Annotated in this window: 20 protein-coding genes and 1 tRNA gene; 16 read left to right on the top strand and 5 right to left on the bottom strand. The window is 59.9% G+C overall.

Going from position 1 to position 21,266, the window contains the following annotated elements; genetic code table 11:
• Complete coding sequence (locus FH08_RS0114545; protein WP_031359022.1) at window positions 1–1,308, top strand: YihY family inner membrane protein; 1,308 nt, start codon at window positions 1–3, stop codon at window positions 1,306–1,308.
• Window positions 1,309–1,343: 35 nt separating this feature from the next.
• Here the strand turns inward: FH08_RS0114545 and FH08_RS0114540 are convergent, their stop codons facing one another.
• The 3 genes from FH08_RS0114540 to FH08_RS0114530 all read right to left on the bottom strand — a co-directional run bounded on the left by FH08_RS0114540 (window position 1,344) and on the right by FH08_RS0114530 (window position 4,021).
• Window positions 1,344–1,664, bottom strand: coding sequence for an Mpo1-like protein (locus tag FH08_RS0114540; RefSeq protein WP_031359021.1), 321 nt, complete (start codon window positions 1,662–1,664; stop codon window positions 1,344–1,346).
• Window positions 1,665–1,877: 213 nt separating this feature from the next.
• Window positions 1,878–2,699, bottom strand: coding sequence for an alpha/beta fold hydrolase (locus tag FH08_RS0114535; RefSeq protein ID WP_031359020.1), 822 nt, complete (start codon window positions 2,697–2,699; stop codon window positions 1,878–1,880).
• Window positions 2,696–4,021 (bottom strand): O-acetylhomoserine aminocarboxypropyltransferase, encoded by a 1,326-nt coding sequence (locus FH08_RS0114530; RefSeq protein ID WP_031359019.1) that lies wholly within the window; start codon window positions 4,019–4,021, stop codon window positions 2,696–2,698. Before FH08_RS0114530 ends, FH08_RS0114535 begins: the two co-directional genes overlap by 4 nt.
• A gap of 266 nt (window positions 4,022–4,287) precedes the next feature.
• On the opposite strand from FH08_RS0114530, the gene FH08_RS0114525 reads away from it, so the two are divergent.
• The 3 genes from FH08_RS0114525 to aroC all read left to right on the top strand — a co-directional run bounded on the left by FH08_RS0114525 (window position 4,288) and on the right by aroC (window position 8,075).
• Window positions 4,288–4,740 (top strand): CBS domain-containing protein, encoded by a 453-nt coding sequence (locus FH08_RS0114525; protein WP_031359018.1) that lies wholly within the window; start codon window positions 4,288–4,290, stop codon window positions 4,738–4,740.
• Window positions 4,741–4,887: 147 nt separating this feature from the next.
• Entirely contained in the window at window positions 4,888–6,822 is a 1,935-nt protein-coding gene (locus FH08_RS0114520; protein WP_031359017.1) for an MFS transporter, read from the top strand.
• Window positions 6,823–6,971: 149 nt separating this feature from the next.
• On the top strand, window positions 6,972–8,075 hold the full coding sequence (aroC, locus tag FH08_RS0114515) for a chorismate synthase (RefSeq protein WP_031359016.1): 1,104 nt from the start codon (window positions 6,972–6,974) through the stop codon (window positions 8,073–8,075).
• A gap of 76 nt (window positions 8,076–8,151) precedes the next feature.
• Here aroC and FH08_RS0114510 read toward each other — a convergent pair whose 3' ends face one another.
• Complete coding sequence (locus tag FH08_RS0114510) at window positions 8,152–9,825, bottom strand: electron transfer flavoprotein-ubiquinone oxidoreductase (RefSeq protein ID WP_031359015.1); 1,674 nt, start codon at window positions 9,823–9,825, stop codon at window positions 8,152–8,154.
• A gap of 215 nt (window positions 9,826–10,040) precedes the next feature.
• Between FH08_RS0114510 and FH08_RS0114505 the strand changes: the two genes are divergently transcribed.
• Together FH08_RS0114505 and FH08_RS0114500 are read left to right on the top strand one after the other, a co-directional pair.
• A complete protein-coding gene (locus FH08_RS0114505; RefSeq protein WP_031359014.1) occupies window positions 10,041–10,814 on the top strand; it encodes an SDR family oxidoreductase in 774 nt (257 codons plus the stop codon).
• A gap of 59 nt (window positions 10,815–10,873) precedes the next feature.
• Complete coding sequence (locus FH08_RS0114500) at window positions 10,874–11,266, top strand: acyl-CoA thioesterase (RefSeq protein WP_081889480.1); 393 nt, start codon at window positions 10,874–10,876, stop codon at window positions 11,264–11,266.
• Here the strand turns inward: FH08_RS0114500 and FH08_RS0114495 are convergent.
• Window positions 11,263–11,808, bottom strand: coding sequence for a LuxR C-terminal-related transcriptional regulator (locus tag FH08_RS0114495; RefSeq protein ID WP_031359012.1), 546 nt, complete (start codon window positions 11,806–11,808; stop codon window positions 11,263–11,265). The two genes, FH08_RS0114500 and FH08_RS0114495, sit on opposite strands and share 4 nt — an antisense overlap.
• A 208-nt stretch (window positions 11,809–12,016) precedes the next feature.
• On the opposite strand from FH08_RS0114495, the gene FH08_RS0114490 reads away from it, so the two are divergent.
• The 10 genes from FH08_RS0114490 to rplT all read left to right on the top strand — a co-directional run bounded on the left by FH08_RS0114490 (window position 12,017) and on the right by rplT (window position 21,068).
• Window positions 12,017–12,721: a CoA transferase subunit A gene (locus FH08_RS0114490; RefSeq protein WP_031359011.1), complete on the top strand. Its 705-nt coding sequence runs from the start codon at window positions 12,017–12,019 to the stop codon at window positions 12,719–12,721.
• A 2-nt stretch (window positions 12,722–12,723) separates the two neighbouring features.
• Entirely contained in the window at window positions 12,724–13,365 is a 642-nt protein-coding gene (locus FH08_RS0114485) for a CoA transferase subunit B (protein WP_031359010.1), read from the top strand.
• A gap of 281 nt (window positions 13,366–13,646) precedes the next feature.
• The gene (locus FH08_RS0114480) at window positions 13,647–14,564 is read left to right on the top strand and encodes an alpha/beta fold hydrolase (protein WP_031359009.1); all 918 of its coding nucleotides are present in this window, start codon (window positions 13,647–13,649) and stop codon (window positions 14,562–14,564) included.
• Window positions 14,565–14,612: 48 nt separating this feature from the next.
• The gene (locus tag FH08_RS0114475; protein WP_031359008.1) at window positions 14,613–14,966 is read left to right on the top strand and encodes a RidA family protein; all 354 of its coding nucleotides are present in this window, start codon (window positions 14,613–14,615) and stop codon (window positions 14,964–14,966) included.
• 33 nt (window positions 14,967–14,999) lie between these two features.
• Window positions 15,000–17,234 carry a RelA/SpoT family protein gene (locus tag FH08_RS0114470; protein ID WP_031359007.1) on the top strand — a complete coding sequence of 745 codons (2,235 nt, stop codon included), beginning with the start codon at window positions 15,000–15,002 and terminating at the stop codon, window positions 17,232–17,234.
• Between the two features lie 175 nt (window positions 17,235–17,409).
• Window positions 17,410–17,486 (top strand) — tRNA-Val (locus FH08_RS0114465).
• A 279-nt stretch (window positions 17,487–17,765) separates the two neighbouring features.
• Complete coding sequence (gene thrS / locus FH08_RS0114455) at window positions 17,766–19,673, top strand: threonine--tRNA ligase (protein WP_031359006.1); 1,908 nt, start codon at window positions 17,766–17,768, stop codon at window positions 19,671–19,673.
• Window positions 19,674–19,722: 49 nt separating this feature from the next.
• A complete protein-coding gene (gene infC / locus FH08_RS0114450; protein ID WP_075583340.1) occupies window positions 19,723–20,247 on the top strand; it encodes a translation initiation factor IF-3 in 525 nt (174 codons plus the stop codon).
• Window positions 20,248–20,481: 234 nt separating this feature from the next.
• Window positions 20,482–20,679 carry a 50S ribosomal protein L35 gene (gene rpmI / locus FH08_RS0114445; protein WP_031359004.1) on the top strand — a complete coding sequence of 66 codons (198 nt, stop codon included), beginning with the start codon at window positions 20,482–20,484 and terminating at the stop codon, window positions 20,677–20,679.
• 29 nt (window positions 20,680–20,708) lie between these two features.
• Complete coding sequence (gene rplT, locus FH08_RS0114440; RefSeq protein ID WP_007585475.1) at window positions 20,709–21,068, top strand: 50S ribosomal protein L20; 360 nt, start codon at window positions 20,709–20,711, stop codon at window positions 21,066–21,068.
• Window positions 21,069–21,266: the final 198 nt, after the last annotated feature.

The raw sequence follows: 21,266 nt of genomic DNA, 5'->3' as shown, positions 1-21,266 counted from the left end.
TTGCAGAAGTTTCCCATCAATCTCGACACAACGAAGCGGCTTGCCGCCTTCGTTGCACGTCGTACGGGCGAGGATCGTGTGCCGCAGGTGGCCGGCAGCCTGACATTTACCACCGTCTTGTCGCTCGTGCCGCTTGCGACGGTTGCGTTCGCGCTCTTCACGGCGTTTCCCATCTTCGCTTCGTTCCAGATGTCGCTGCAGGATTTTCTTGCCGCGCACCTCATGCCGTCGCAGATCAACAGCCAGATCTTCAAGTACCTGAACCAGTTTGCATCGAAGGCAAAGGGGCTGACGACCGTCGGCATGATCATCTTGTTCGTCACGTCGGTGATGACCATGATGACGGTCGAGTCCGCGTTCAACGTGATCTGGCGCGTGCGCAAATCGCGGCCGTTCGCTCAACGTGTCCTGGTTTACTGGGCCATCATCACACTCGGCCCTATTCTGTTCGGCGTGAGCTTGTCGATGTCGTCCTACCTGTTCGCGCAATCCGTCGCATTTGCCGGCTCCCATAATCTCCTGCCGCCGGTGGTCGAGTGGGCGCTCGCCAGCGCGACGCTGCCGTTCACCATGCTGGCGTTCTCCATGCTCTACGTGTTCCTGCCGAACTGCAAAGTGGAGTGGCGCGATGCGCTGGTTGGGGGACTGGTGGCTGCGATCGCGTTTGAACTGGGGAAGCGCGGTTTTGGCTATTACGTCCGCCGTATTCCAACTTATACCGCCGTGTATGGCGCGTTCGCGGCGTTGCCGGTGTTCCTGCTATGGGTCTACTTGTGCTGGATGATCACGCTGATCGGCGCGATGCTCACGTCGGCGTTGCCGGCAATCCGGATAGGCCAGTTTCATCGAAACGATTTCCCGGGGAGCGATCTGCTCGATGCCCTCGAATTGCTCGCTCGCTTGGCTGAGGCGCGTGAGGCCGGACTGCCGGGTTACACCGGCCTCGAGCTTGCCCGGATGCTGCGTTGCGACGTGGATACCTCCATGCGTCTGGTTCGCAAGCTCGACGCGCTGGAATGGATTGCGAGGCTGGAGAATCTTCGGGTGCCGCGTTATGTGCTGATCGCCAATCCGCAGCAAATCACGGTGTCGCGCCTCTTTGATTTATTCGTGATCGAGCGCGATGAACTGGATTATCAGTTGCGCCTCGATTCCTCGCACATTGATCGTGCCGCATTGATGAATGCGCTGAGCAACGAGAAACTTGAGGTCACGCTGGCTACGCTGCTGGCGGCACGGGCGGCTTCTCGTCAGGAAGGTGCTCGTGCGGCGCAAGGGGTGACGTCCATGCCGCGTCAAACTGCCTGAAGTGCCTCGCGTTGCGAATTTCGTCCCGAAGCGCGCTAAAGCGAAATCCTGCCGATGCAGATGTCCTTGAACATGACCCAGTCGCTCATCAGGCTGTAGAGCGGATGACGAAAGGTGGCCGGGCGGTTTTTCTCAAAGAAGAAATGGCCGACCCAGGCAAAGCCGTAGCCGCAAATGACGGCAGCCGGAAGCCAGAGCCAGTCGCCAGTGGCGATAGCCATTGCCAGGCAGCCAATTACGCCCAGAGAACCGATGAAATGCAGCCGGCGCGACACCACGTTGCTGTGCTCTCCGAGGTAATACGGATAGAACTCGGCGAAGCTCGCGAAGTGATCGGAGTGTGCGGTTTGGGCCATGACAGTCTCCTTCGAGCAGGTTGCAGCATTGGCTCAGCAAGATTCATTCTCCGGCGATTGAGCCGACTGCGCAACTGCGTTTACTTCTGATCCGGAAGCAGCTGGAGACCCCCTCCCATCCGGCTAATAGCACAGCGGAGAGAGGGCGGGTAAGCTTGGTTCATGCGCTTGGTCCTGGAGCTAAAGTTCACGAACCGCAAAATGATCCGTCACCTAAACCGGTCGCGTTGCAAAGCCAAATAACGCGGCGAGGGTCGCGTCGGGTTGCTCGCTCATCAGTGCGTGGCCGGCGTCCAGCATGACTGTTTCGACAGGGACATTTGCTCGCTTCATCGCGTCGATCAGCGCCCGGCTGGCGCGGGGCGGCGTCATGGCATCCAGGCGGCCGGCAATGACCTGCACCGGGCAACGTAGCGCAGCAGCCCGTTCAAGTCCCTCTGCATAGGCGTTGCAGGCGCTGAAGTCGGTGTGAAAGAGATGGGGCTCGCCGCGCGCGGCGACGCGCTCCATCAAGCGCTGGTTGCCGCCATGCAGCCAGAAGCCCGGTGCGGGGCACGACGGTTTTGCAGCTATTGACGAGTGCGACCATTGGTTGACCATGTCGATGGCGTCGGGTTCGCGATTGAGCGCGGCATCAAGAAGCGCGTCCGACACGGTCATCGGAACGGCCGTGGCGAGCAGCGCAAGACGGGTGACGCGGGACGGATAACGTGCGGTGCAGTCAAGCGCAATCAGCGAGCCCATGCTGTGGCCGATCAGCATGGCCTCTTTGACTTGGGCGGCGTCCAGTAACGCCACCAGCCAGTCCGCGAGCTCTGTGATGCTTCGCCGCGCCGGGCCTGCGCTGCGGTTGTGACCGGGAAGGTCAATAGCGAGCACGTTCAGGCCGTGATGAGCAAAGTAGCGTGTTTGCAATGCCCAGACGCTGTGATCGTGCTCGGCGCCATGCACGAACACGGCCACCGGACGGTCCGGCTCGAACCCGTGGCCGCCGGTGTAGGCGTAGACCGATGCGCCCTCGACTTCAAGCATCATGTGCGGCTCCCGTCGCTGCTCCGGGCAACACTTGACGAAGCCTTCTGCGATGCCTTGAGGCCGCGCTTGAGGTCGTCGATGAGATCGTCGGGATCTTCCAGGCCAATCGACAGCCGGATACGTCCCGGTGCAATGCCTGCTGCGGCGAGCGCAGCGGCGTCCATGCGGAAATGCGTGGTCGAAGCCGGGTGGATGACAAGCGAGCGTGCGTCGCCAACGTTCGCGAGATGCGAGAACAGCGTCAACGCTTCAATGAAGCGCTTCGCTGCCGCCACGTCGCCACGCAGGTCGAAGCTGAACACGGCGCCCGCGCCGCGCGGCAGAAGGCGTTTGGCGAGCGCGTAGTCGCGATGGCTGTCGAGTTCCGGATAAGCCACGCCTTCCACGGCAGGGTGAGCGAGCAGGAACTCGACTATTTTGCGGGTGTTGGCGACGTGCCGGTCCATCCGCAACGGCAGGGTTTCTATGCCTTGCAAGAGTTGCCATGCGGCTTGCGGATGCAGGCACGCGCCGAAGTCACGCAACCCTTCGCGACGAGCGCGCAGCAGGAACGGCGCGACGGTGCTTTCTTCGGCGAAGACCATGCCGTGAAACCCATCGTAGGGTTCGGTGAATTCGGGGAAAAGATTGGTGGCTGTGAAGTCGAACGTGCCGCCGTCCACCAGCACGCCGCCAATAGTCGTGCCGTGACCGCCCAGGAACTTGGTCGCCGAGTGGTAGACGAAGTCGGCGCCATGGTCAAACGGACGCAGCAAATAGGGCGTGGTGAAGGTCGAATCCACCAGTAGCGGTACGTGGTTCGAATGCGCGATCTCGGCAATCGTCCCGATGTCGAGCACATCGAGACCGGGGTTTCCGAGCGTTTCGCCGAACAGCAGGCGCGTGTTGGGCCGGATCGCTGCACGCCAGGCATCGGCATCGTGCGGCGGGACGAAGGTGGTGTCTATGCCGAAGCGCCGCATCGTGTAATGCAGCAGATTGTGCGAGCCGCCGTACAGCGCGCTCGACGCAACCACGTGCGACCCTGCGCCCATCAGCGTGGCGATCGCAAGATGCAGCGCGGCCTGTCCGCTGGCCGTGCCGATCGCCCCTACGCCGCCTTCCAGCGCGGCTACGCGCTCCTCGAATACGGCGACGGTCGGGTTCGAAATGCGCGAATAGACGTGCCCTGAGCGCTCCATGTTGAAGAGCGAAGCGGCGTGGTCGGTGTCTCGAAACGAGAAGGACGTAGTCTGGTAAATCGGCGTAGCGCGTGCGCCGGTGGTAGGGTCGGGTGCTGCACCGGCATGCAGCACGAGCGTGTCGAAGCGGTTGGCGGGCATCGTGGGCGGGCTACCATGGGAAAGAGTCATTTATCGTAACATCGGGTGTGGCCCGGCAAACTTGGGGTAGACGCCAGCGCTGACACTTTGGGCTGCCCAGCTCCATGCCACGCCAAGGGCAGCTTAGGCACGGCATGCGCCGACCCCGTGCAAAAGCCCGCCCGACGTGCTTTTGCAGACAAAACACGGGGTTCTTGCGCGCTTTCTTTTTGACTGTCTTTCCGCTAGGATCGACAGATATTCAGGTTTTTCGCGAGGAGACAATCATGCGAGTCAGCGACATTTTGAACGTCAAGGGCAACGCGCTCTTCACGGTAACACCCGATACGCCGCTGCACGAAGCGATCAACACAATGGCGTCACACGACATTGGTTCACTGGTGGTGATCGAATACGGCGATCTCGCCGGCATGCTGACGTTCCGCGAGATTATTCTCACGCTGAGCGAGAACGGCGGCAGCGTGGGAACCTCCACTATCCGCAAGGTCATGGACGACCACCCCATCACGTGTACGCCGGAAACGGACGTGAACGAGGTACGTCGCATGATGCTTGAGCATCACGTTCGTTACCTGCCGGTCATGGAAAAGAACGTTTTGATGGGCGTGATTTCTTTCTACGACGTGGCCAAGGCCGTGGTGGAAGAGCAGGGTTTCGAGAACAAGATGCTCAAGGCCTATATCCGCGACTGGCCGGAGCAGCAAGAAGAAGCGCGTTGATCGAGGCGTCGTGGGATTAGTGCCATTCCGCGATAACCTGGTCGAAGCGCACACCATGTCACGCACAAAATGCGCGCCCGAGCGGCGCGCATTTTTTTCGCCTGTTCAATAGAACAACCCTCTCTCAGCCACCAACGCCAATAATCCATGAGCGAAACATCCGCATCGACCCGCACGAAAAAGGCTGGCGCCCAGCATGGCGACGGTCAGTTTCGCCTGTTGCGCGAACGTCGTTTTGCTCCGTTCTTCTGGACGCAATTTCTCGGCGCGCTCAACGACAACGTCTTCAAGGTCGGCTTCACGTCGCTGGTCACGTTTCAGGCTGCACGCTTTTCGGGTGTCGATCCGAAGACCGCTGCTTTCCTGATCTCCGCCATCTTCATCATCCCTTTCGTGCTTTTTTCCGCCACATCAGGCCAGGTCGCCGATAAGTACGACAAAGCCACGCTCACGCGCTTCGTAAAAACCTTCGAAATCGCGGTGATGCTGATCGGCGGCGCGGGTTTTATGTTGCACAGCGCGCCGCTGCTTTACGCCTGCACGTTCCTCATGGGTGTCCATTCGACCGTGTTCGGACCGGTGAAATACGCGTATTTGCCACAGCATCTCCAGCCTTCAGAACTGGTTGGCGGCAACGGGCTCGTCGAAATGGGGACGTTCGTGGCCATTTTGATCGGGACGATCATCGGCGGTGCGGCGGCCGGGCTAACCGAGCACGGCGCCGTGTTGCTCGCGGCGTGCTGCCTGACGGTTGCGCTGATCGGGCGCGTTGCGTCGGGTTTCGTGCCGAAAACAGCGGCTCTGCAGCCAGATCTGAAGATCAACTGGAACCCGTTCAGTGAGACGTGGCGCAACCTCGCGCTCGCGCGCCAGGATCGGACCGTGTTCCTGAGCCTGCTCGGAATCTCGTGGCTTTGGTTCGTCGGCGCGACGTTTCTCACGTCGTTTTTCAACTTCGCGAAGGACGTCCTGTCGGCGAATCCGGATGTGGTGACCGTGCTGCTCGGTACGTTCTCGATCGGCATCGGCATCGGGTCGCTGATGTGTGAAAAGCTCTCGAAACGTCGCGTCGAGATCGGACTCGTGCCGCTCGGGTCCATCGGCATCAGTGTTTTTGCCATCGACCTGTTTTTTGCCAGTCACAAAATCGCGCCGGCCGGCCATCTGATGGGCGTCGGCGAATTTCTTCAAATGGGCGTGCATTGGCGCATCCTGGCCGACCTGTTCCTGCTCGCCATGTTCGGCGGTCTCTACAGCGTACCGCTTTACGCGCTGATCCAGTCGCGCAGCCAGCCGACGCACCGCGCCCGCATCATCGCCGCGAACAACATCCTGAACTCGTTTTTCATGATCGTGTCAGCATTGCTGGCGGTCGGGCTGACGTCGGCGGGTGTTGGCATTCCCGGGCTGTTTCTCACCACCGCGTTGCTGAATATCGTGGTGGCTGCGTATATCTATTCGCTTGTACCTGAGTTCCTGCTGCGTTTTCTCGCGTGGATTCTCGTGCACACGTTCTACCGGATCAGGCTTGTGAACGCCGAGCGCATTCCCGAGCACGGGGGCGCCGTGCTGGTGTGCAATCACGTGAGTTTTGTCGATGCCATCGTGATCATGTCGGAAAGTCCGCGTCCGATCCGCTTCGTGATGGATCACCGGATTTTCCGCTCGCCGCTGGTCGGCTGGCTGTTCCGTCACGTCAAGGCTATTCCGATCGCGCCGGCTCACGAGGACGCGAAACTACTGGAGAAAGCCTACGATGCCTGCGGCCGCGCGCTCGCCGACGGCGATCTGGTGTGCATTTTCCCGGAAGGCAAGCTCACCCGGACCGGCGATATGAACCCGTTCCGCCATGGCATCAGTGAAATTCTCAAGCGCCATTCCGCGCCGGTCGTGCCCATCGCCTTACGCGGCTTGTGGGGCAGCGTTTTTTCACGTCACGACGACAACCGCTGGCCGCGCCCGATTCATCGCGGGGTGATGAGCCGCCTGACGCTCGCGGTCGGTGAGCCAATTGAGCCAGCCGATGCCACGCCGGAGCATTTGCAACAGCTAGTCGCGACGCTGCGAGGCGCCCGCAAATAGGGTGCGAGAAGAGCCTCGGGCAGCCAAGAGCCTTCCTCAAGCTGTGCTGTTGCTAACGAAACGCCCCCGCACAACAGGTTTCGAGCGGAGGCTTAAAGCGCCCTCGGCTGGCATAATATTGGCTCTATCGCTTTTTCGGGACGACGCTCATGTCCGGCAACACACTCGGCACGCTTTTCACCGTCACGAACTTCGGCGAGTCGCACGGCCCCGCGATCGGCTGCGTGATCGACGGCTGCCCGCCGGGAATGGAACTCTCGGAGGCGGATATCCAGATCGAACTGGATCGACGCAAGCCGGGCACGTCACGGCATGTGACGCAGCGTCAGGAAGCCGACCAGGTCGAGATTCTTTCCGGCGTGTTCGAAGGGAAAACGACCGGTACGCCTATCGCGTTGCTGATCCGGAATACGGATCAGCGCAGCAAGGATTACGGCAATATCGTCGAGACGTTTCGTCCCGGGCACGCCGATTACACCTACTGGCAGAAGTACGGCATCCGTGACTATCGCGGCGGCGGGCGTTCGTCGGCGCGGTTGACGGCCCCGACCGTAGCTGCCGGCGCTGTAGCGAAGAAATGGCTGCGTGAGCGCATGGGTATCGAAACACGCGGGTTCATGAGCGCGCTCGGCGAGATCACGATTCCGTTCGTCGCATGGGAACATGTGCGCGAAAATCCGTTTTTCGCGCCGAATGAGGAGATCGTCCCGCGCCTCGAGGAGTACATGGACGCGCTGCGTAAGGACGGCGATTCGATCGGCGCGCGCATCGGCGTAATCGCGACGGGCGTGCCGGCCGGACTGGGCGAGCCTCTTTATGACCGACTCGACGCCGATATCGCGAAAGCGATGATGGGCATCAATGCGGTGAAAGGCGTTGAAATTGGCGCGGGTTTCGCGAGCGTCGCGCAACGCGGCTCGGTTCATGGCGACGAAATGACGCCTGAGGGGTTCGCGGCGAACAACGCCGGCGGCGTGTTGGGCGGCATTTCGAGCGGGCAGGACATCACGGTATCGATTGCGATCAAACCGACGTCGAGCATCCGCACGCCGCGTGAGTCCATCGATAAAGCCGGTCATTCAGCGACCGTGGAAACCTTCGGTCGCCACGATCCATGCGTTGGCATCCGGGCGACGCCGATCGCCGAAGCGCTGCTCGCGCTCGTGTTGATCGACCACGCGTTGCGGCATCGCGCGCAGAACGGCGACGTGGTGACCACGACGCCTCATATCGCTGCTCATATCGCCAAATAGTCGCCAAATAAAATAGCGCCGGTTCTGAACATAAGAACCGGCGCTATTTTCTTGAAGCCTTAAATCCGAACGATGATCACATGTTCGGGTAATTCGGCCCACCGCCACCCTCCGGCGGTACCCATACAATGTTCTGCGTCGGGTCTTTAATATCGCACGTCTTGCAGTGCACGCAGTTCTGCGCGTTGATCTGCAAGCGTTCGCTGCCGTCATCGTTCTTCACGAACTCGTACACCTGTGCCGGGCAATACCGTCCTTCCGGTCCCGCGTACGTTCTTAAATTCACATCCACCGGCACCGATGCATCCTTCAGCGTCAAATGCGCCGGCTGGTTTTCCTCGTGATTCGTATTCGATATAAACACCGACGCCAATCGGTCGAACGTCAACTTGCCATCGGGCTTCGGATACACGATCGGCTTGCATTGCGACGCGGGTTTGAGCGTTTCGTTATCGGCGTGCTGATGATGTAGCGTCCACGGCACATTGCCACCCAAGAGCTTCTGCTCAAGCCCGACCATGAATGTGCCGAGGTACAAACCTTTGCTCATCCATTGCTTGAAATTGCGTGCGCGATATAGCTCCGTCTTGAGCCACGAGCTGTTAAATGCTTCAGGGTAAGCGTTCAATTCATCGGCTTGACGACCGGCTTGCACAGCATCGAACGCGGCTTCAGCGGCCATCTTCCCGGACTTGATCGCAGCATGACTGCCCTTGATCCGCGACGCATTCAGGAAACCGGCATCGTCACCGGCCAGCGCTCCGCCCGGGAACACCAGCTTTGGCAGCGACATCAACCCACCGGCCGTGATCGCGCGCGCGCCGTACGACACGCGTTTGCCGCCTTCGAGGAACGTGCGGATCGCCGGATGCGTCTTGTAGCGCTGGAATTCCTCGAACGGCGACAGATACGGATTCGAATACCCCAGCCCGACGACAAAGCCCACCATTACCTGGTTATCGTCCATGTGATAGAGGAACGAGCCGCCGTAGGTGTCGGTTTCCAGCGGCCAGCCTGCAGTGTGAATCACCAGACCCGGCTTGTGCTTCGACGGATCGATCTGCCACAGCTCCTTGATCCCCAGACCGTAGACTTGCGGATCGGCATCGCGGCCAAGCTTGAATTTATCCATGAGCTGGCGGCCCAGGTTGCCGCGTGCGCCTTCGCAGAACAGCGTGTATTTCGCGTGCAATTCCATGCCGAGCTGGAAGTTGCCGGTCGGCTCGCCGTCCTTGCCCACGCCCATGTTGCCCGTCGCCACGCCGCGCACGGCGCCGTCTTCGGTGTAGAGCACTTCTGCCGCTGGAAAGCCCGGGAAGATCTCGACGCCCAGCGCTTCAGCCTGTTGCCCCAGCCAGCGCGTGACATTCGCCAGGCTCACGACATAGTTGCCGTGGTTCTTGAAATTGTCGGGCAGCAGCCAGTTGGGCACCTGTTTTGCGCTGTCTTTCGTCAAAAACAGGAAGCGGTCCTCGGTGACTTCCACATCGAGCGGTGCGCCCTGGGTCTTCCAGTCGGGAAGCAATTCGCTCAACCCGCGCGGATCCATCACGGCGCCGGATAGGATGTGCGCGCCGATCTCGGAGCCTTTTTCCAGCACGCAGACGCCCAGTTCGACGCCTTTTTCCTGCGCGAGCTGCTTCAGCCGGATAGCGGCCGATAGCCCCGCAGGACCGCCGCCCACGATCACGACGTCGTACTCCATGGATTCACGGGGACCGTACTGTTCGATGAGGCTCGCCGGGGTCATCCAATGCTCCTGTCTAACGTTAGAATGCTTTTTTTGGGGATCGCGTATTGTCAGGGAACCCTTCGCAGGGTGCAACCGACGATCCTGAAATTAGCACGATCGTATTATTTTTAGGATAACATATCGGCTGTGTCGATTCGATACCTATTTTGGGGGAGGGGCGCCAAGACGGTTCGCTCCCGGGCACCTCAATCGCTTTCAACCAAGGAAAAACAATGGGCCGTTCGATCAACCTGGAAGGCAAATGCGCGCTGATCACCGGCGCTTCCAGCGGACTTGGCAAGCGCTTTGCGCAAGTGCTGTCGCAGGCGGGCGCGCGGGTCGTGCTGGCGAGCCGGCGCACCGAGCGCTTGAAGGAATTGCGTGCCGAAATCGAGGCGTCGGGCGGCGCGGCGCACGTCGTGTCGCTCGACGTCACCGATTACCAAAGCATCAAGTCGGCGGTCGCGCACGCGGAGACGGAGGCGGGCATGATCGACATCCTGGTGAACAACTCGGGCGTGTCGACCCAGCAAAAGCTGACGGACGTGACGCCGTCGGACTTCGATTTCGTGTTCGATACCAACACGCGCGGCGCGTTTTTTGTCGCCCAGGAAGTGGCGAAACGGATGATCATGCGCGGCAACGGTACGGCCAAGCCGGGCTACCGGATCATCAACATCGCGTCCATGGCGGGTCTCAAGACCTTGCCGCAGATCGGCATCTATTCCATGAGCAAGGCCGCCGTCATTCATATGACGAAGGCGATGGCGCAGGAATGGGGCCGCCACGGCATCAATGTGAACGCGATCTGCCCGGGTTATATCGATACCGAGCTCAATCACCATCACTGGAAAAGCGAGGCCGGCCAGAAACTGCTGGCGATGCTGCCGCGTCGCCGGGTGGGTACGCCTGAGGACCTCGATGGCTTGCTGCTGCTGCTTGCCGCCGACGAATCGCAGTTCATCAACGGCTCGGTGATCGCGGCCGACGACGGGTTCGGCCTATGAGCCAGGTTCTTGAGCAAGTGAGCCCAACGGCTGATTTTCACCGCGTAATCGATTTGCCCATGCCGTTGCGGTGGGGCGACATGGATGCATTCGGCCACGTGAACAACACGGTCTACTTCCGGTTCATGGAAGAAACGCGGATCTCGTGGTTCCGGGAACTGGCCATTGCCGGCGCCAACGTCGAAGGGCAGGGGCCGGTGATTGTGAATGCATCGATGGAATTCCTGAGGCAGCTCCACTATCCCGGCGATGTCATCGGCAGCATGTTCGTCGGGCCGCCGGGCCGCAGCAGTTTCGACACGCGCTTCGAGCTGTTTCGTGCCGACGATCCCTCCACGCTCTATGCGCGGGGCACGGCGAAATGCGTGTGGATCGACTATGCGGCGGCGAAATCGGTGCAGATTCCTGACCTGTTGCGCCATGCCATTGAAACGGCTGGAACGCCCGGCTAGTCGCCGAGCAGCCGTTGAAGCAATTCGGTTGCGTTTCCAGTGTCGTATTTGCGCATGAGCTTCGACCGGTAAATGTCGACGGTCCGCGGGCTGATATCCAGCGCGCGGCCGATCTGCTTGCTGGTCTTGCCCGTGACGAGCTGCGCGGCGATTTCTCGTTCACGCGGCGTCAGTTCGATGGCAACCCGCCGCGTCGCGCTCAGATCCTCGAAGGTCCACACGCCGGCGGCGTGCGGCGCACTCAGGTCGAGCGAGCGGCCGGTCACGTGGCACCAGAACAATTCCCCGTTTGCGCGCTTCATGATGCGGTCGTCGGCGTAACTGCCCTGGCGCTGCATCAACGCGGCGATGCGCCCGCCGATCCGCTCGAATTCGCCTTGCGACGGATACAGCACCTGGAACGACTGGCCCAGCAAGGCTTCCGGCGCAACGCCGAAAATCGCGCAGAGCTGTGCATTGCAGTCTTCGATGATCCGGTCCCGTGACAACACGAGTCCGACTGGCGCAAGATGAAACGCTGTTTGGTAATCCAGTTGACGCATTTGGCTCGCACGTGTCGCGTTTAACCGCGTTTAACTTGTTTCATCGCCGTGCAGTACGGCAATTACTTATGTATTTTTGCGTATTGTGCCGGATCGATCCGGCGTCGTACTCTTTTGCCACGTCAGAAAGTCGTTCCGCGCCATGCAAACCGGTCGCGCGGACGGCTCAAATAAACGGATTTCATCCAGATCAGGAAGGGACAAACAGATGAACAAGGTCTATCCCAGCGCGAAAGAGGCGCTCGATGGCATCGTGAAGGACGGGCAGACGTTTGCCGTCGGCGGTTTTGGTCTGTGCGGCATTCCCGAAGCGCTGATCGCGGCATTGCGCGACACGGGCGTCCAGGGCATCACGTGCATCAGCAACAACGCGGGCGTTGACGGTTTCGGACTCGGGCTGCTGCTCGAAACCCGTCAGGTCAAGAAAATGATCTCGTCGTACGTCGGCGAAAACAAGGAGTTCGAGCGCCAGTACCTGGCCGGCGAACTCGAACTCGAATTTACGCCGCAAGGCACGCTGGCCGAAAAGCTGCGCGCGGGCGGCTCGGGCATTCCTGCGTTCTTCACCAACACGGGTTACGGCACGGTGATCGCGGACGGCAAGGAAACGCGTCAATTCGGCGAGAACCACTACGTGCTCGAACATTCGCTGACCGCTGACGTGGCGCTCGTGAAGGCGTGGAAAGCCGATAAATCGGGCAATCTGATTTATCGCCGCACGGCCCGCAACTTCAACCCGATGTGCGCCATGGCAGGCAAGATCACGGTGGTCGAAGTGGAGGAAATCGTGGAAACGGGCGCGCTCGATCCCGACGCCATTCACACGCCTGGCATCTTCGTGCAGCGCATCGTGCTGAACGCACATCCGGAAAAACGCATTGAACAACGCGTCGTGCGCGCGAAAGGAGACTGATCATGGCATGGGACCGGAACCAGATGGCCGCGCGGGCGGGCAAGGAATTGCAGGATGGCTTTTACGTGAACCTGGGCATTGGGCTGCCCACGCTGGTGGCGAACTTCGTGCCGGCGGGAATGGAAGTGTGGCTGCAATCGGAGAATGGCTTGCTTGGCATCGGACCGTCGCCAACGGAAGAAGAAGTCGATGCCGACCTGATCAACGCCGGCAAGCAGACGGTGACCACGCTGCCGGGCTCGTCGATTTTTTCGTCGGCGGATTCGTTCGCGATGATTCGTGGCGGCCACGTGAACTTGGCCATTCTGGGCGCGATGCAGATCAGCAAGACGGGTGACCTGGCCAACTGGATGATCCCCGGCAAGATGATCAAGGGCATGGGCGGCGCGATGGACCTGGTCGCCGGTGTTAAACGCGTGATAGTGCTGATGGAGCACGTGGCGAAGGGCGACCAGCACAAGATTCTTGACGCGTGTACGTTGCCTCTGACGGGCGTGGGCGTGGTCGATCGGATCATTACGGATCTTGGCGTAATCGATGTCACTGAGGCTGGACTGAAGCTCGTCGAACTGGCGCCGGGCGTCAGTGTGGACGAGATCCAGCAGAAAACCGGTGCGCCGCTGGATGTAAGCGGCGTCAAATAAGGTATTTCTGCATCGGCTTCGGTTTGTTCTTCCGGCCGAAATGAACCGTTCCGACGTAAGTTGGGACGGTTTTTTTATTTTTAGCTTGCGGCATTTGCTAGAGGCCGGGCTGGTCGTGAAGGGGCTCGCGGTTCGTGCTTAGCGGCGGCATATCGCGCCTTTGTTTAGACTGTTCGGCTAACGTCGCCACGTCGTGCCGAAGTGCAGCCGGCAAAGCGTTTACAATCGATTTCAGTTGAGTTGTTCGCATGCCGCAGCGCCAACGCACCGAGGAAAATCTTATGTCCGCGTCTATTGTCGAAGCTGCCCCTTCGTTTGTTCCCACTCCCCGGCAACGCCATGTGCAATGCGTCAGCCCGTCGGGCCTGCATCGCGTGGCTTATACCGAATGGGGCGATCCGGCGAACCCGCGCGTGCTCGTGTGTGTGCACGGGCTGACACGTTCGGGCCGGGATTTCGACGAGGTCGCGAAGGTGTTTGCCCGCGAGTATCGGGTGGTGTGTCCGGATGTCGTCGGGCGAGGTTTATCGGACTGGCTGGTCGATCCCAAGCATTACGGGGTACCGCAGTATGTGTCCGACATGGTCGCGCTCATTGCACGGCTGAACGTGGAAACGGTGGATTGGTTTGGGACGTCCATGGGCGGACTGGTTGGTCTTGGGCTTGCCGGAATGCCGAATACTCCCATCCGGAAAATGCTGCTCAACGACGTCGGGCCGCATATTGAACCGGTGGCGCTCGAGCGTATTCGTACTTACCTCGGCCGCGGCGGGACCTTCGCCACGCTGCAAGAAGCTATCGACAACGCGGCGCAGCTCGCCGCGTCGTTCGGGCCACTGACGGCTGAAGAATGGCGCGCGATCAACACGCCGCTGATGCGGGAGCACGAAGGCCGCTGGGGGTATCGATACGATCCGAAAATCGCGGTCCCATTCGCTGCGGCCGACGCAAATGCGGCATCACTCGGCGAGGCGATCCTGTGGCATTCGCTGGCGTCGATCCAGCATCCGGTGCTAGTTGTCCGGGGTGAGCATTCGGATCTGCTCTCGCGCGTGACGGTCGAAAAAATGGTCGCGAGCGGGCAGGCGGTGACGAGCAAGGAGGTCGCGGGCGTGGGACACGCGCCTGCCTTCCTGGCACCCGATCAGATCGAGATTGCGTACCGGTTCTTCCTCGATACTGAAACGTCCAAGGCATAATATTGGGCTTCGTCCCGGTTTTTTGACTATTCACTTTCAGGAACACTCATGCCAGTCACTCGTCACCATGTTGGCGCGCGTCTTTCGGAAATTGCGATCCACAACGGCACCATTTATCTCGCCGGCCAGATTGCCGAAGACACCGACCAGGACATCACGGGCCAGACACGCGAAGTGCTCGGCCATATCGACCGTTTGCTGGAAGAAGCCGGCAGCGACAAGACGCAGCTTTTGTCGGTGCAGATCTATATCTCCGACCTGGCCCATTTCGCCGCCATGAACGCAGCGTGGGACATGTGGGTGCCGGAAGGCAGTGCGCCGCCGCGCGCGACCGTGGAAGCGAAGCTTGCCAATCCGGCATGCCTGGTGGAAGTGGTGGTCGTGGCTGCCGTGCGCAGCTAAGCCGGGAACATTGCGAGCACCAGATTAATCCGTATGCCTGATACCGCCGTCTCCCCCGCACCCATACCCGAGCCGTCGGTCGACGACGCGCTCGCGTTCGTGCGCGAACACGCGAGAGATGCGCGGTTGACCAGCGGGGAATTGCTGGTCGAGCACGCTGCCGGCACGGCGCGGATCATGCAAACGTTGAACGTCGATTCCGCGGCCATTGTGGCGGCGGCGTTGTTTGCCATTGCGCCGCACATTGACGACCCCGAGCGTGTCATCAGCGAGCGTTTCGGCACGGAAGTGCAAGGTCTCGTCGCGGACGTCCGCAAGCTGTGGCGGCTGGGTTCGGTCAGTTCGCGGGCCACGCAGGCAACGTTGCCGGAAACGGGTCGCGACGCGCAAGCGGCGCGCCGTGCCCAGGTCGAAGCGCTGCGCAAGATGCTGCTTGCGTTCGCACAGGATATCCGCGTGGTGTTGATCCGGCTCGCGTCGCGGCTGCAGTCATTGCGCTACTACGCCGCGAACAAGCTCGAACCTTCACCCGACGTGCCGCGTGAAACCCTCGAGATCTACGCGCCGCTCGCGAACCGGCTGGGCATCTGGCAATTGAAGTGGGAACTGGAAGACCTCGCGTTTCGCTTCGAGGAACCGCCCACCTACAAGCGCATCGCCAAGTTGCTCGACGAAAAACGCGTCGAGCGCGAAGCGTATGTCACCGAAGCTATCGCGAGCCTGCAGAAGGAACTGGCCACAGCGAATATCCGGGCGGAAGTGAGCGGCCGGCCGAAGCACATCTACAGCATCTGGAAAAAGATGCGCGGCAAGGAACTCGATTTTTCCGAGGTGAACGACGTACGTGCGTTTCGTGTGATCGTCGACGACATCAAGGATTGCTACACCGTGCTCGGTATCGTCCATAACTTGTGGCAGCCGGTGCCGCGAGAGTTCGACGACTACATTTCGCGACCGAAAGCGAACGGTTACCGATCGCTGCATACCGTCGTGGTAGGCGACGACGGGCGGGCATTTGAAGTCCAGATCCGCACGCAGGACATGCACGGCTTCGCCGAATACGGCGTGGCAGCCCACTGGCGCTACAAGGAAGCCGGCGCGCGCGCGTATGGCGGACAGGTGACGGCCAGCGACAAATACGACGAAAAGATCGCGTGGTTGCGTCAACTGCTGGCGTGGAAAGAAGATGTCTCCGAGGGCGACCAGCCGGGCGCGCAACCCTGGCAGCATTTGCGCGAGGCCACGCTCGACGACGACCACATCTACGTGCTCACGCCCCAGGCACGCGTGGTCGCGATGCCGCAAGGCTCAACCGCGGTCGACTTCGCTTATCACCTGCACAGCGAGCTTGGGCATCGTTGCCGCGGCGCTCGGGTCGACGGGGCCATGGTGCCGCTCAACACACCGCTGCAGAACGGCCAGACGGTCGAGATTGTCGCAGTGAAGGAGGGCGGTCCGTCACGCGACTGGCTCAATCCGTTGCTCGGCTATTTGCACAGCCCGCGGGCTCGGCAAAAGGTGCGTGCGTGGTTCAACGCGGTCGATTCCGAAGAGAACATAGCGAACGGGCGAACGCTCGTTGAAAAGACGCTGCAGCGTGAGGGCAAGACGTCCGTCAATCTCGATCAGCTGGCATCGAAGCTCGGCTTCAAGACGCCTGAAGATCTGTACGCGGTCGTCGCCAAGGAAGAGTTCAGCCTGCGCAACATCGAGCAGGCGCTGCACGACACCCCGCCGCCGGAACCGGAGCCCGAAGCGCCGGCGCAATTCGAGAAGCGCAGCAGCGGACAAAGCGTAGCGCAAGGTGCGTCTACCGGCGTGCTGGTGGTCGGCGTGGACGCGTTGCTGACGCAACTGGCACGGTGTTGCCGTCCGGCTCCGCCGGATCGCATCGCGGGCTTCGTGACGCGTGGCAAGGGCATGTCGATCCACCGCAGTGACTGCGCGACCTTCCAGCGGATGGCCGAGCGTTCACCTGAACGTGTGCTCGAGACCGCGTGGTCCGCCGACGTGATGAGCGGACGCGGATCGTCGGTGTATCCGGTCGATCTCGCGGTGGAGTCGAACGATCGGCAAGGCTTGCTGCGCGATATCTCCGAAGTCTTCGCGCGCGAGAAAATGAACGTGACCGGCGTGAAGACACAGAGCCGGCGCAACGTCGCGTATATGCAATTTACGGTCGAGGTGTCGAGCGCCGCGCAAATTCAGCGTGCGTGCTCGCTGCTAAGCGAAGTGCAGGGCGTGGTGAGCGCATCGCGGCGCGCCTGAGGCTGGGTGCCGTCCTAGAAAAATGCATGCCTGCGCGCAAGCTTGAGGAGTTGATAACGCGTTGAATTAGAAGCGCATTGTCGATGCTTCTTAAACGTATCGACGAATATCTGCAGTGTCATCGCATGAAAGCACTTGCCAAAATTCAAAACGCTCCATATAATTTCGCTTCTTCAGGCTCGTAGCTCAGCTGGTTAGAGCACCACCTTGACATGGTGGGGGTCGTTGGTTCGAGTCCAATCGAGCCTACCAACGAAAGTGGAAGTCCGGTTCACGCCGGATTTTCAAAACTGCAGCAAGCGTCTTGGCGCGAAAGGCAAATGAACAAGATGGCACCGCGAACGTTGACCGAAACAGTTTCGGAGCGACGCTAGTCGAGGACCACTTTCGCCTTTGCAGTTGTAGGAAAAGTGAATGCGGCCCCTCAAAATGTGGGGCCGCATTTTTTTTGCCTTCGCGCGTTTGACTTGGCGTTTGCAAGGCATTGTTGAATGAACTTGGACGTCGGCTGCCGGCGTCTTGGAGAACGAAATGGTTTCGATACGTTTGCCCGACGGGTCAGTCCGACAGTACGACCACCCTGTGACGGTTGCGGAAGTTGCCGCGTCGATTGGCGCGGGACTCGCGAAAGCCGCGCTGGGCGGCAAACTCGACGGCGAGCTCGTCGATACGTCCACGCTGATCGATCACGACGCGTCGCTCGCCATCGTCACTGAAAAAGACGCTGACGGCCTCGACATCATTCGCCACTCCACGGCGCATTTGCTTGCTTACGCGGTCAAGGACCTGTATCCGGATGCCCAGGTCACGATCGGTCCTGTGATCGAGAACGGTTTCTACTACGACTTCGCGTACAGCCGTCCCTTCACGCCGGAAGATCTCGAGAAGATCGAAAAGCGCATGGCCGAAATCGCGAAGAAGGACGAACCTGTCTCGCGCCGTGTGGTGACGCGTGGTGAAGCGGTCGACTACTTCAAGAGCATCGGCGAAAAGTACAAGGCGGAGATTATCGAGTCGATCCCGTCCACCGACGATATCAAGCTGTATTCGCACGGCAGTTTCACGGATCTTTGCCGCGGCCCGCACGTGCCATCTACCGGCAAGCTGAAGGTCTTCAAGCTGATGAAGGTCGCGGGCGCCTACTGGCGCGGCGATTCGAAGAACGAACAGTTGCAGCGTATCTACGGCACGGCCTGGACGAAGAAGGAAGACCAGGAAGCGTATCTGCACATGCTCGAGGAAGCCGAGAAGCGCGATCACCGCAAGCTCGCGAAGCAACTCGACCTGTTCCATCTGCAGGAAGAGGCGCCGGGCATGGTGTTCTGGCACCCGAAAGGCTGGGCAATCTGGCAACAGGTCGAGCAATATATCCGTCGCCGCCTGAGCGAAGTCGGTTATCTCGAAATCAAGACGCCGATGATCATGGACCGCTCGCTGTGGGAAGCGTCGGGTCACTGGCAGAACTATCGTGAAAACATGTTCACGACGGAGTCGGAAAAGCGCGATTACGCCATCAAGCCGATGAACTGTCCTGGCCACGTGCAGGTGTTCAATCATGGCTTGCGTTCATATCGCGACTTGCCGCTGCGTTACGCGGAATTTGGCTCGTGCCACCGGAACGAAGCGTCGGGCGCGTTGCATGGCCTGATGCGCGTGCGTGGTTTCGTCCAGGACGACGCTCACATTTTCTGTACGGAAGACCAGTTCATCGAGGAGTCGATCGCGTTCAACACGCTCGCGATGAGCATCTACAAGGATTTCGGCTTCGATCACATCGACATCAAGCTGTCGCTGCGTCCGGATGCGCGTGCCGGAACGGACGAAACGTGGGATCGCTCGGAACAGGGCCTGCGCGAGGCGCTGACAGCGTGTGGTCTCACGTGGGAAGAATTGCCGGGTGAGGGTGCGTTCTACGGTCCGAAGGTCGAATACCACATCAAGGACGCGCTCGGCCGGTCATGGCAATGCGGCACGCTGCAGCTCGACATGGTCTTGCCGGAGCGCTTGGGCGCCGAGTACGTATCGGAAGACAACAGTCGCAAGCGCCCGGTGATGCTGCACCGTGCGATCGTCGGTTCCATGGAGCGTTTTCTCGGCATTCTGATCGAGCACCACGCTGGTGCAATGCCGTCCTGGCTCGCGCCGGTACAGGCTGTGGTGCTGAATATCGCTGAAAGTCAGTCTGAATATGCACTGCAGCTGACCCAATCGTTGCAAAAACAAGGGCTTAGAGTAGAGAGCGATTTGCGCAACGAGAAGATTAGCTATAAAATACGAGAGCACACAATGCAGAAGGTCCCGTATTTGCTGGTTGTCGGGGACAAAGAGCGTGATGCACAAACCGTAGCCGTGCGTGCTCGTGGCGGTATCGATGCTGGCGTAATGCCGGTCGATGCATTCCTTGAGCGTCTGCAGCAAGACGTGCAGGCGTACAAGTAAGCCCACCCGCAGCGCGGCTAGTTTTTTAGATTTTTAGAGGAAACGTAACATCGCTACTGATAAGTCTGCACATCGCATCAACGGGGAAATCACGGCGCCTGAATTGCGCCTGGTCGGAGTGGACAACGAGCCGCTAGGAATCGTGAAGCTCGCCGATGCTTTCCGCATGTCGGAGCAACAGGACGTGGATCTCGTCGAAATCGCGCCTCAGGCTGTCCCGCCTGTCGCCCGGTTGATGGACTACGGCAAGTTCAAGTACTCGGAAGCCAAGAAGCAGCACGAGGCGAAACTCAAGCAGAAGATCGTTCAGGTCAAGGAAGTCAAGTTCCGGCCGGGCACCGACGACGGTGACTACAACGTGAAACTGCGCAACCTCACGCGCTTCCTCGAAGATGGCGACAAGACGAAAATCACGTTGCGTTTTCGCGGTCGGGAAATGGCTCACCAGGAAATTGGCATGCGCGTGCTCGAGCGGTTGAAGACCGATCTCGAAGAGCACGGTCAGGTCGAGCAAATGCCGAAGATGGAAGGGCGCCAGATGATCATGGTCATGGCGCCGAAGAAAAAGAAGTAATTGAATAGATGTAGTTCAAAGACGATGGATCGCGCGGCCGGGAAGTTTGCAAAGGTCTGCGCGGCATCGTTTGAGCAGGTTTCAGGGCGCTGCCGGATAATGGCGGCTCTCATGAAAAAGCGGTGGCTGTCAAAAGCCTGCCGCTCATAAGTGGCATGTGGGTTTCGAAGGGCGGGTCAGGATCGAATGGATCGACCGCACACCCATATCCATCAAATAAACTGGAGTAGTTTCATGCCGAAGATGAAGACCAAGAAGAGTGCTGCAAAGCGCTTCGTGGTGCGTCCGGGCGGTACCATCAAGCGTGGTCAAGCCTTCAAGCGTCACATTCTTACCAAGAAGACCACCAAGGTAAAACGCCATCTGCGCGGTTCCACGGAAGTTCATGCATCTGACATGAATTCTGTGCGCGCAATGTTGCCGTTCGCTTAACCCTTAACTGACACTCACAGGAGCGCACTATGCCTAGAGTCAAACGTGGGGTTACCGCACGGGCCCGTCACAAGAAGATCATCAAGCTGGCCAAGGGTTACCGCGGCCGTCGCAATAACGTCTATCGCATCGCCAAGCAAGCGGTCATGCGCGCCGGGCAATATGCCTATCGCGATCGCCGCAACAAGAAGCGTGTGTTCCGTGCTTTGTGGATCACGCGTATCAACGCGGCGGTGCGTCAGCACGACATGACGTACAGCGTGTTCATCAACGGCCTGAAGAAGGCTTCGATCGAACTCGACCGCAAGGTGCTGGCCGACATGGCTGTGTTCGACAAGGCTGCTTTTGCTGCGATCGTCAAGCAGGTAAAAGCCGCCGTTGCAGCCTGATCGAGCTTATTAGCGAGATTGGTACTGCGTGGTTCGTTGTAGCGTTGTCTCTAACCGGACAGCGCAACGACTAAAAAACGGGGCTCTTGTCGAGCCCCGTTTTTGTTGGTGAAGCCGGTGACGCTTGGCTGACGCGAGAATGATGGAAACGTCGCGTAACCATCGGCCCGAAAACGATCAGATGAACTTTGACGCTGA

Source organism: Caballeronia sordidicola, from assembly GCF_000729995.1.
In the GTDB taxonomy this organism is placed as follows: Bacteria; Pseudomonadota; Gammaproteobacteria; order Burkholderiales; family Burkholderiaceae; genus Caballeronia; species Caballeronia sordidicola_A.
This window is presented reverse-complemented; position numbering and strand designations above follow the sequence as displayed.

Bases quoted from the DNA above. Each gene is read 5' to 3' on its own strand.
- FH08_RS0114540 (WP_031359021.1), bottom strand. From the start codon at position 1,664: ATGGCCCAAACCGCACACTCCGATCACTTCGCGAGCTTCGCCGAGTTC.
- FH08_RS0114535 (WP_031359020.1), bottom strand. From the start codon at position 2,699: ATGATGCTTGAAGTCGAGGGCGCATCGGTCTACGCCTACACCGGCGGC.
- FH08_RS0114530 (WP_031359019.1), bottom strand. From the start codon at position 4,021: ATGCCCGCCAACCGCTTCGACACGCTCGTGCTGCATGCCGGTGCAGCA.
- FH08_RS0114525 (WP_031359018.1), top strand. From the start codon at position 4,288: ATGCGAGTCAGCGACATTTTGAACGTCAAGGGCAACGCGCTCTTCACG.
- FH08_RS0114520 (WP_031359017.1), top strand. From the start codon at position 4,888: ATGAGCGAAACATCCGCATCGACCCGCACGAAAAAGGCTGGCGCCCAG.
- aroC (WP_031359016.1), top strand. From the start codon at position 6,972: ATGTCCGGCAACACACTCGGCACGCTTTTCACCGTCACGAACTTCGGC.
- FH08_RS0114510 (WP_031359015.1), bottom strand. From the start codon at position 9,825: ATGACCCCGGCGAGCCTCATCGAACAGTACGGTCCCCGTGAATCCATG.
- FH08_RS0114505 (WP_031359014.1), top strand. From the start codon at position 10,041: ATGGGCCGTTCGATCAACCTGGAAGGCAAATGCGCGCTGATCACCGGC.
- FH08_RS0114500 (WP_081889480.1), top strand. From the start codon at position 10,874: ATGCCGTTGCGGTGGGGCGACATGGATGCATTCGGCCACGTGAACAAC.
- FH08_RS0114495 (WP_031359012.1), bottom strand. From the start codon at position 11,808: ATGCGTCAACTGGATTACCAAACAGCGTTTCATCTTGCGCCAGTCGGA.
- FH08_RS0114490 (WP_031359011.1), top strand. From the start codon at position 12,017: ATGAACAAGGTCTATCCCAGCGCGAAAGAGGCGCTCGATGGCATCGTG.
- FH08_RS0114485 (WP_031359010.1), top strand. From the start codon at position 12,724: ATGGCATGGGACCGGAACCAGATGGCCGCGCGGGCGGGCAAGGAATTG.
- FH08_RS0114480 (WP_031359009.1), top strand. From the start codon at position 13,647: ATGTCCGCGTCTATTGTCGAAGCTGCCCCTTCGTTTGTTCCCACTCCC.
- FH08_RS0114475 (WP_031359008.1), top strand. From the start codon at position 14,613: ATGCCAGTCACTCGTCACCATGTTGGCGCGCGTCTTTCGGAAATTGCG.
- FH08_RS0114470 (WP_031359007.1), top strand. From the start codon at position 15,000: ATGCCTGATACCGCCGTCTCCCCCGCACCCATACCCGAGCCGTCGGTC.
- thrS (WP_031359006.1), top strand. From the start codon at position 17,766: ATGGTTTCGATACGTTTGCCCGACGGGTCAGTCCGACAGTACGACCAC.
- rpmI (WP_031359004.1), top strand. From the start codon at position 20,482: ATGCCGAAGATGAAGACCAAGAAGAGTGCTGCAAAGCGCTTCGTGGTG.
- rplT (WP_007585475.1), top strand. From the start codon at position 20,709: ATGCCTAGAGTCAAACGTGGGGTTACCGCACGGGCCCGTCACAAGAAG.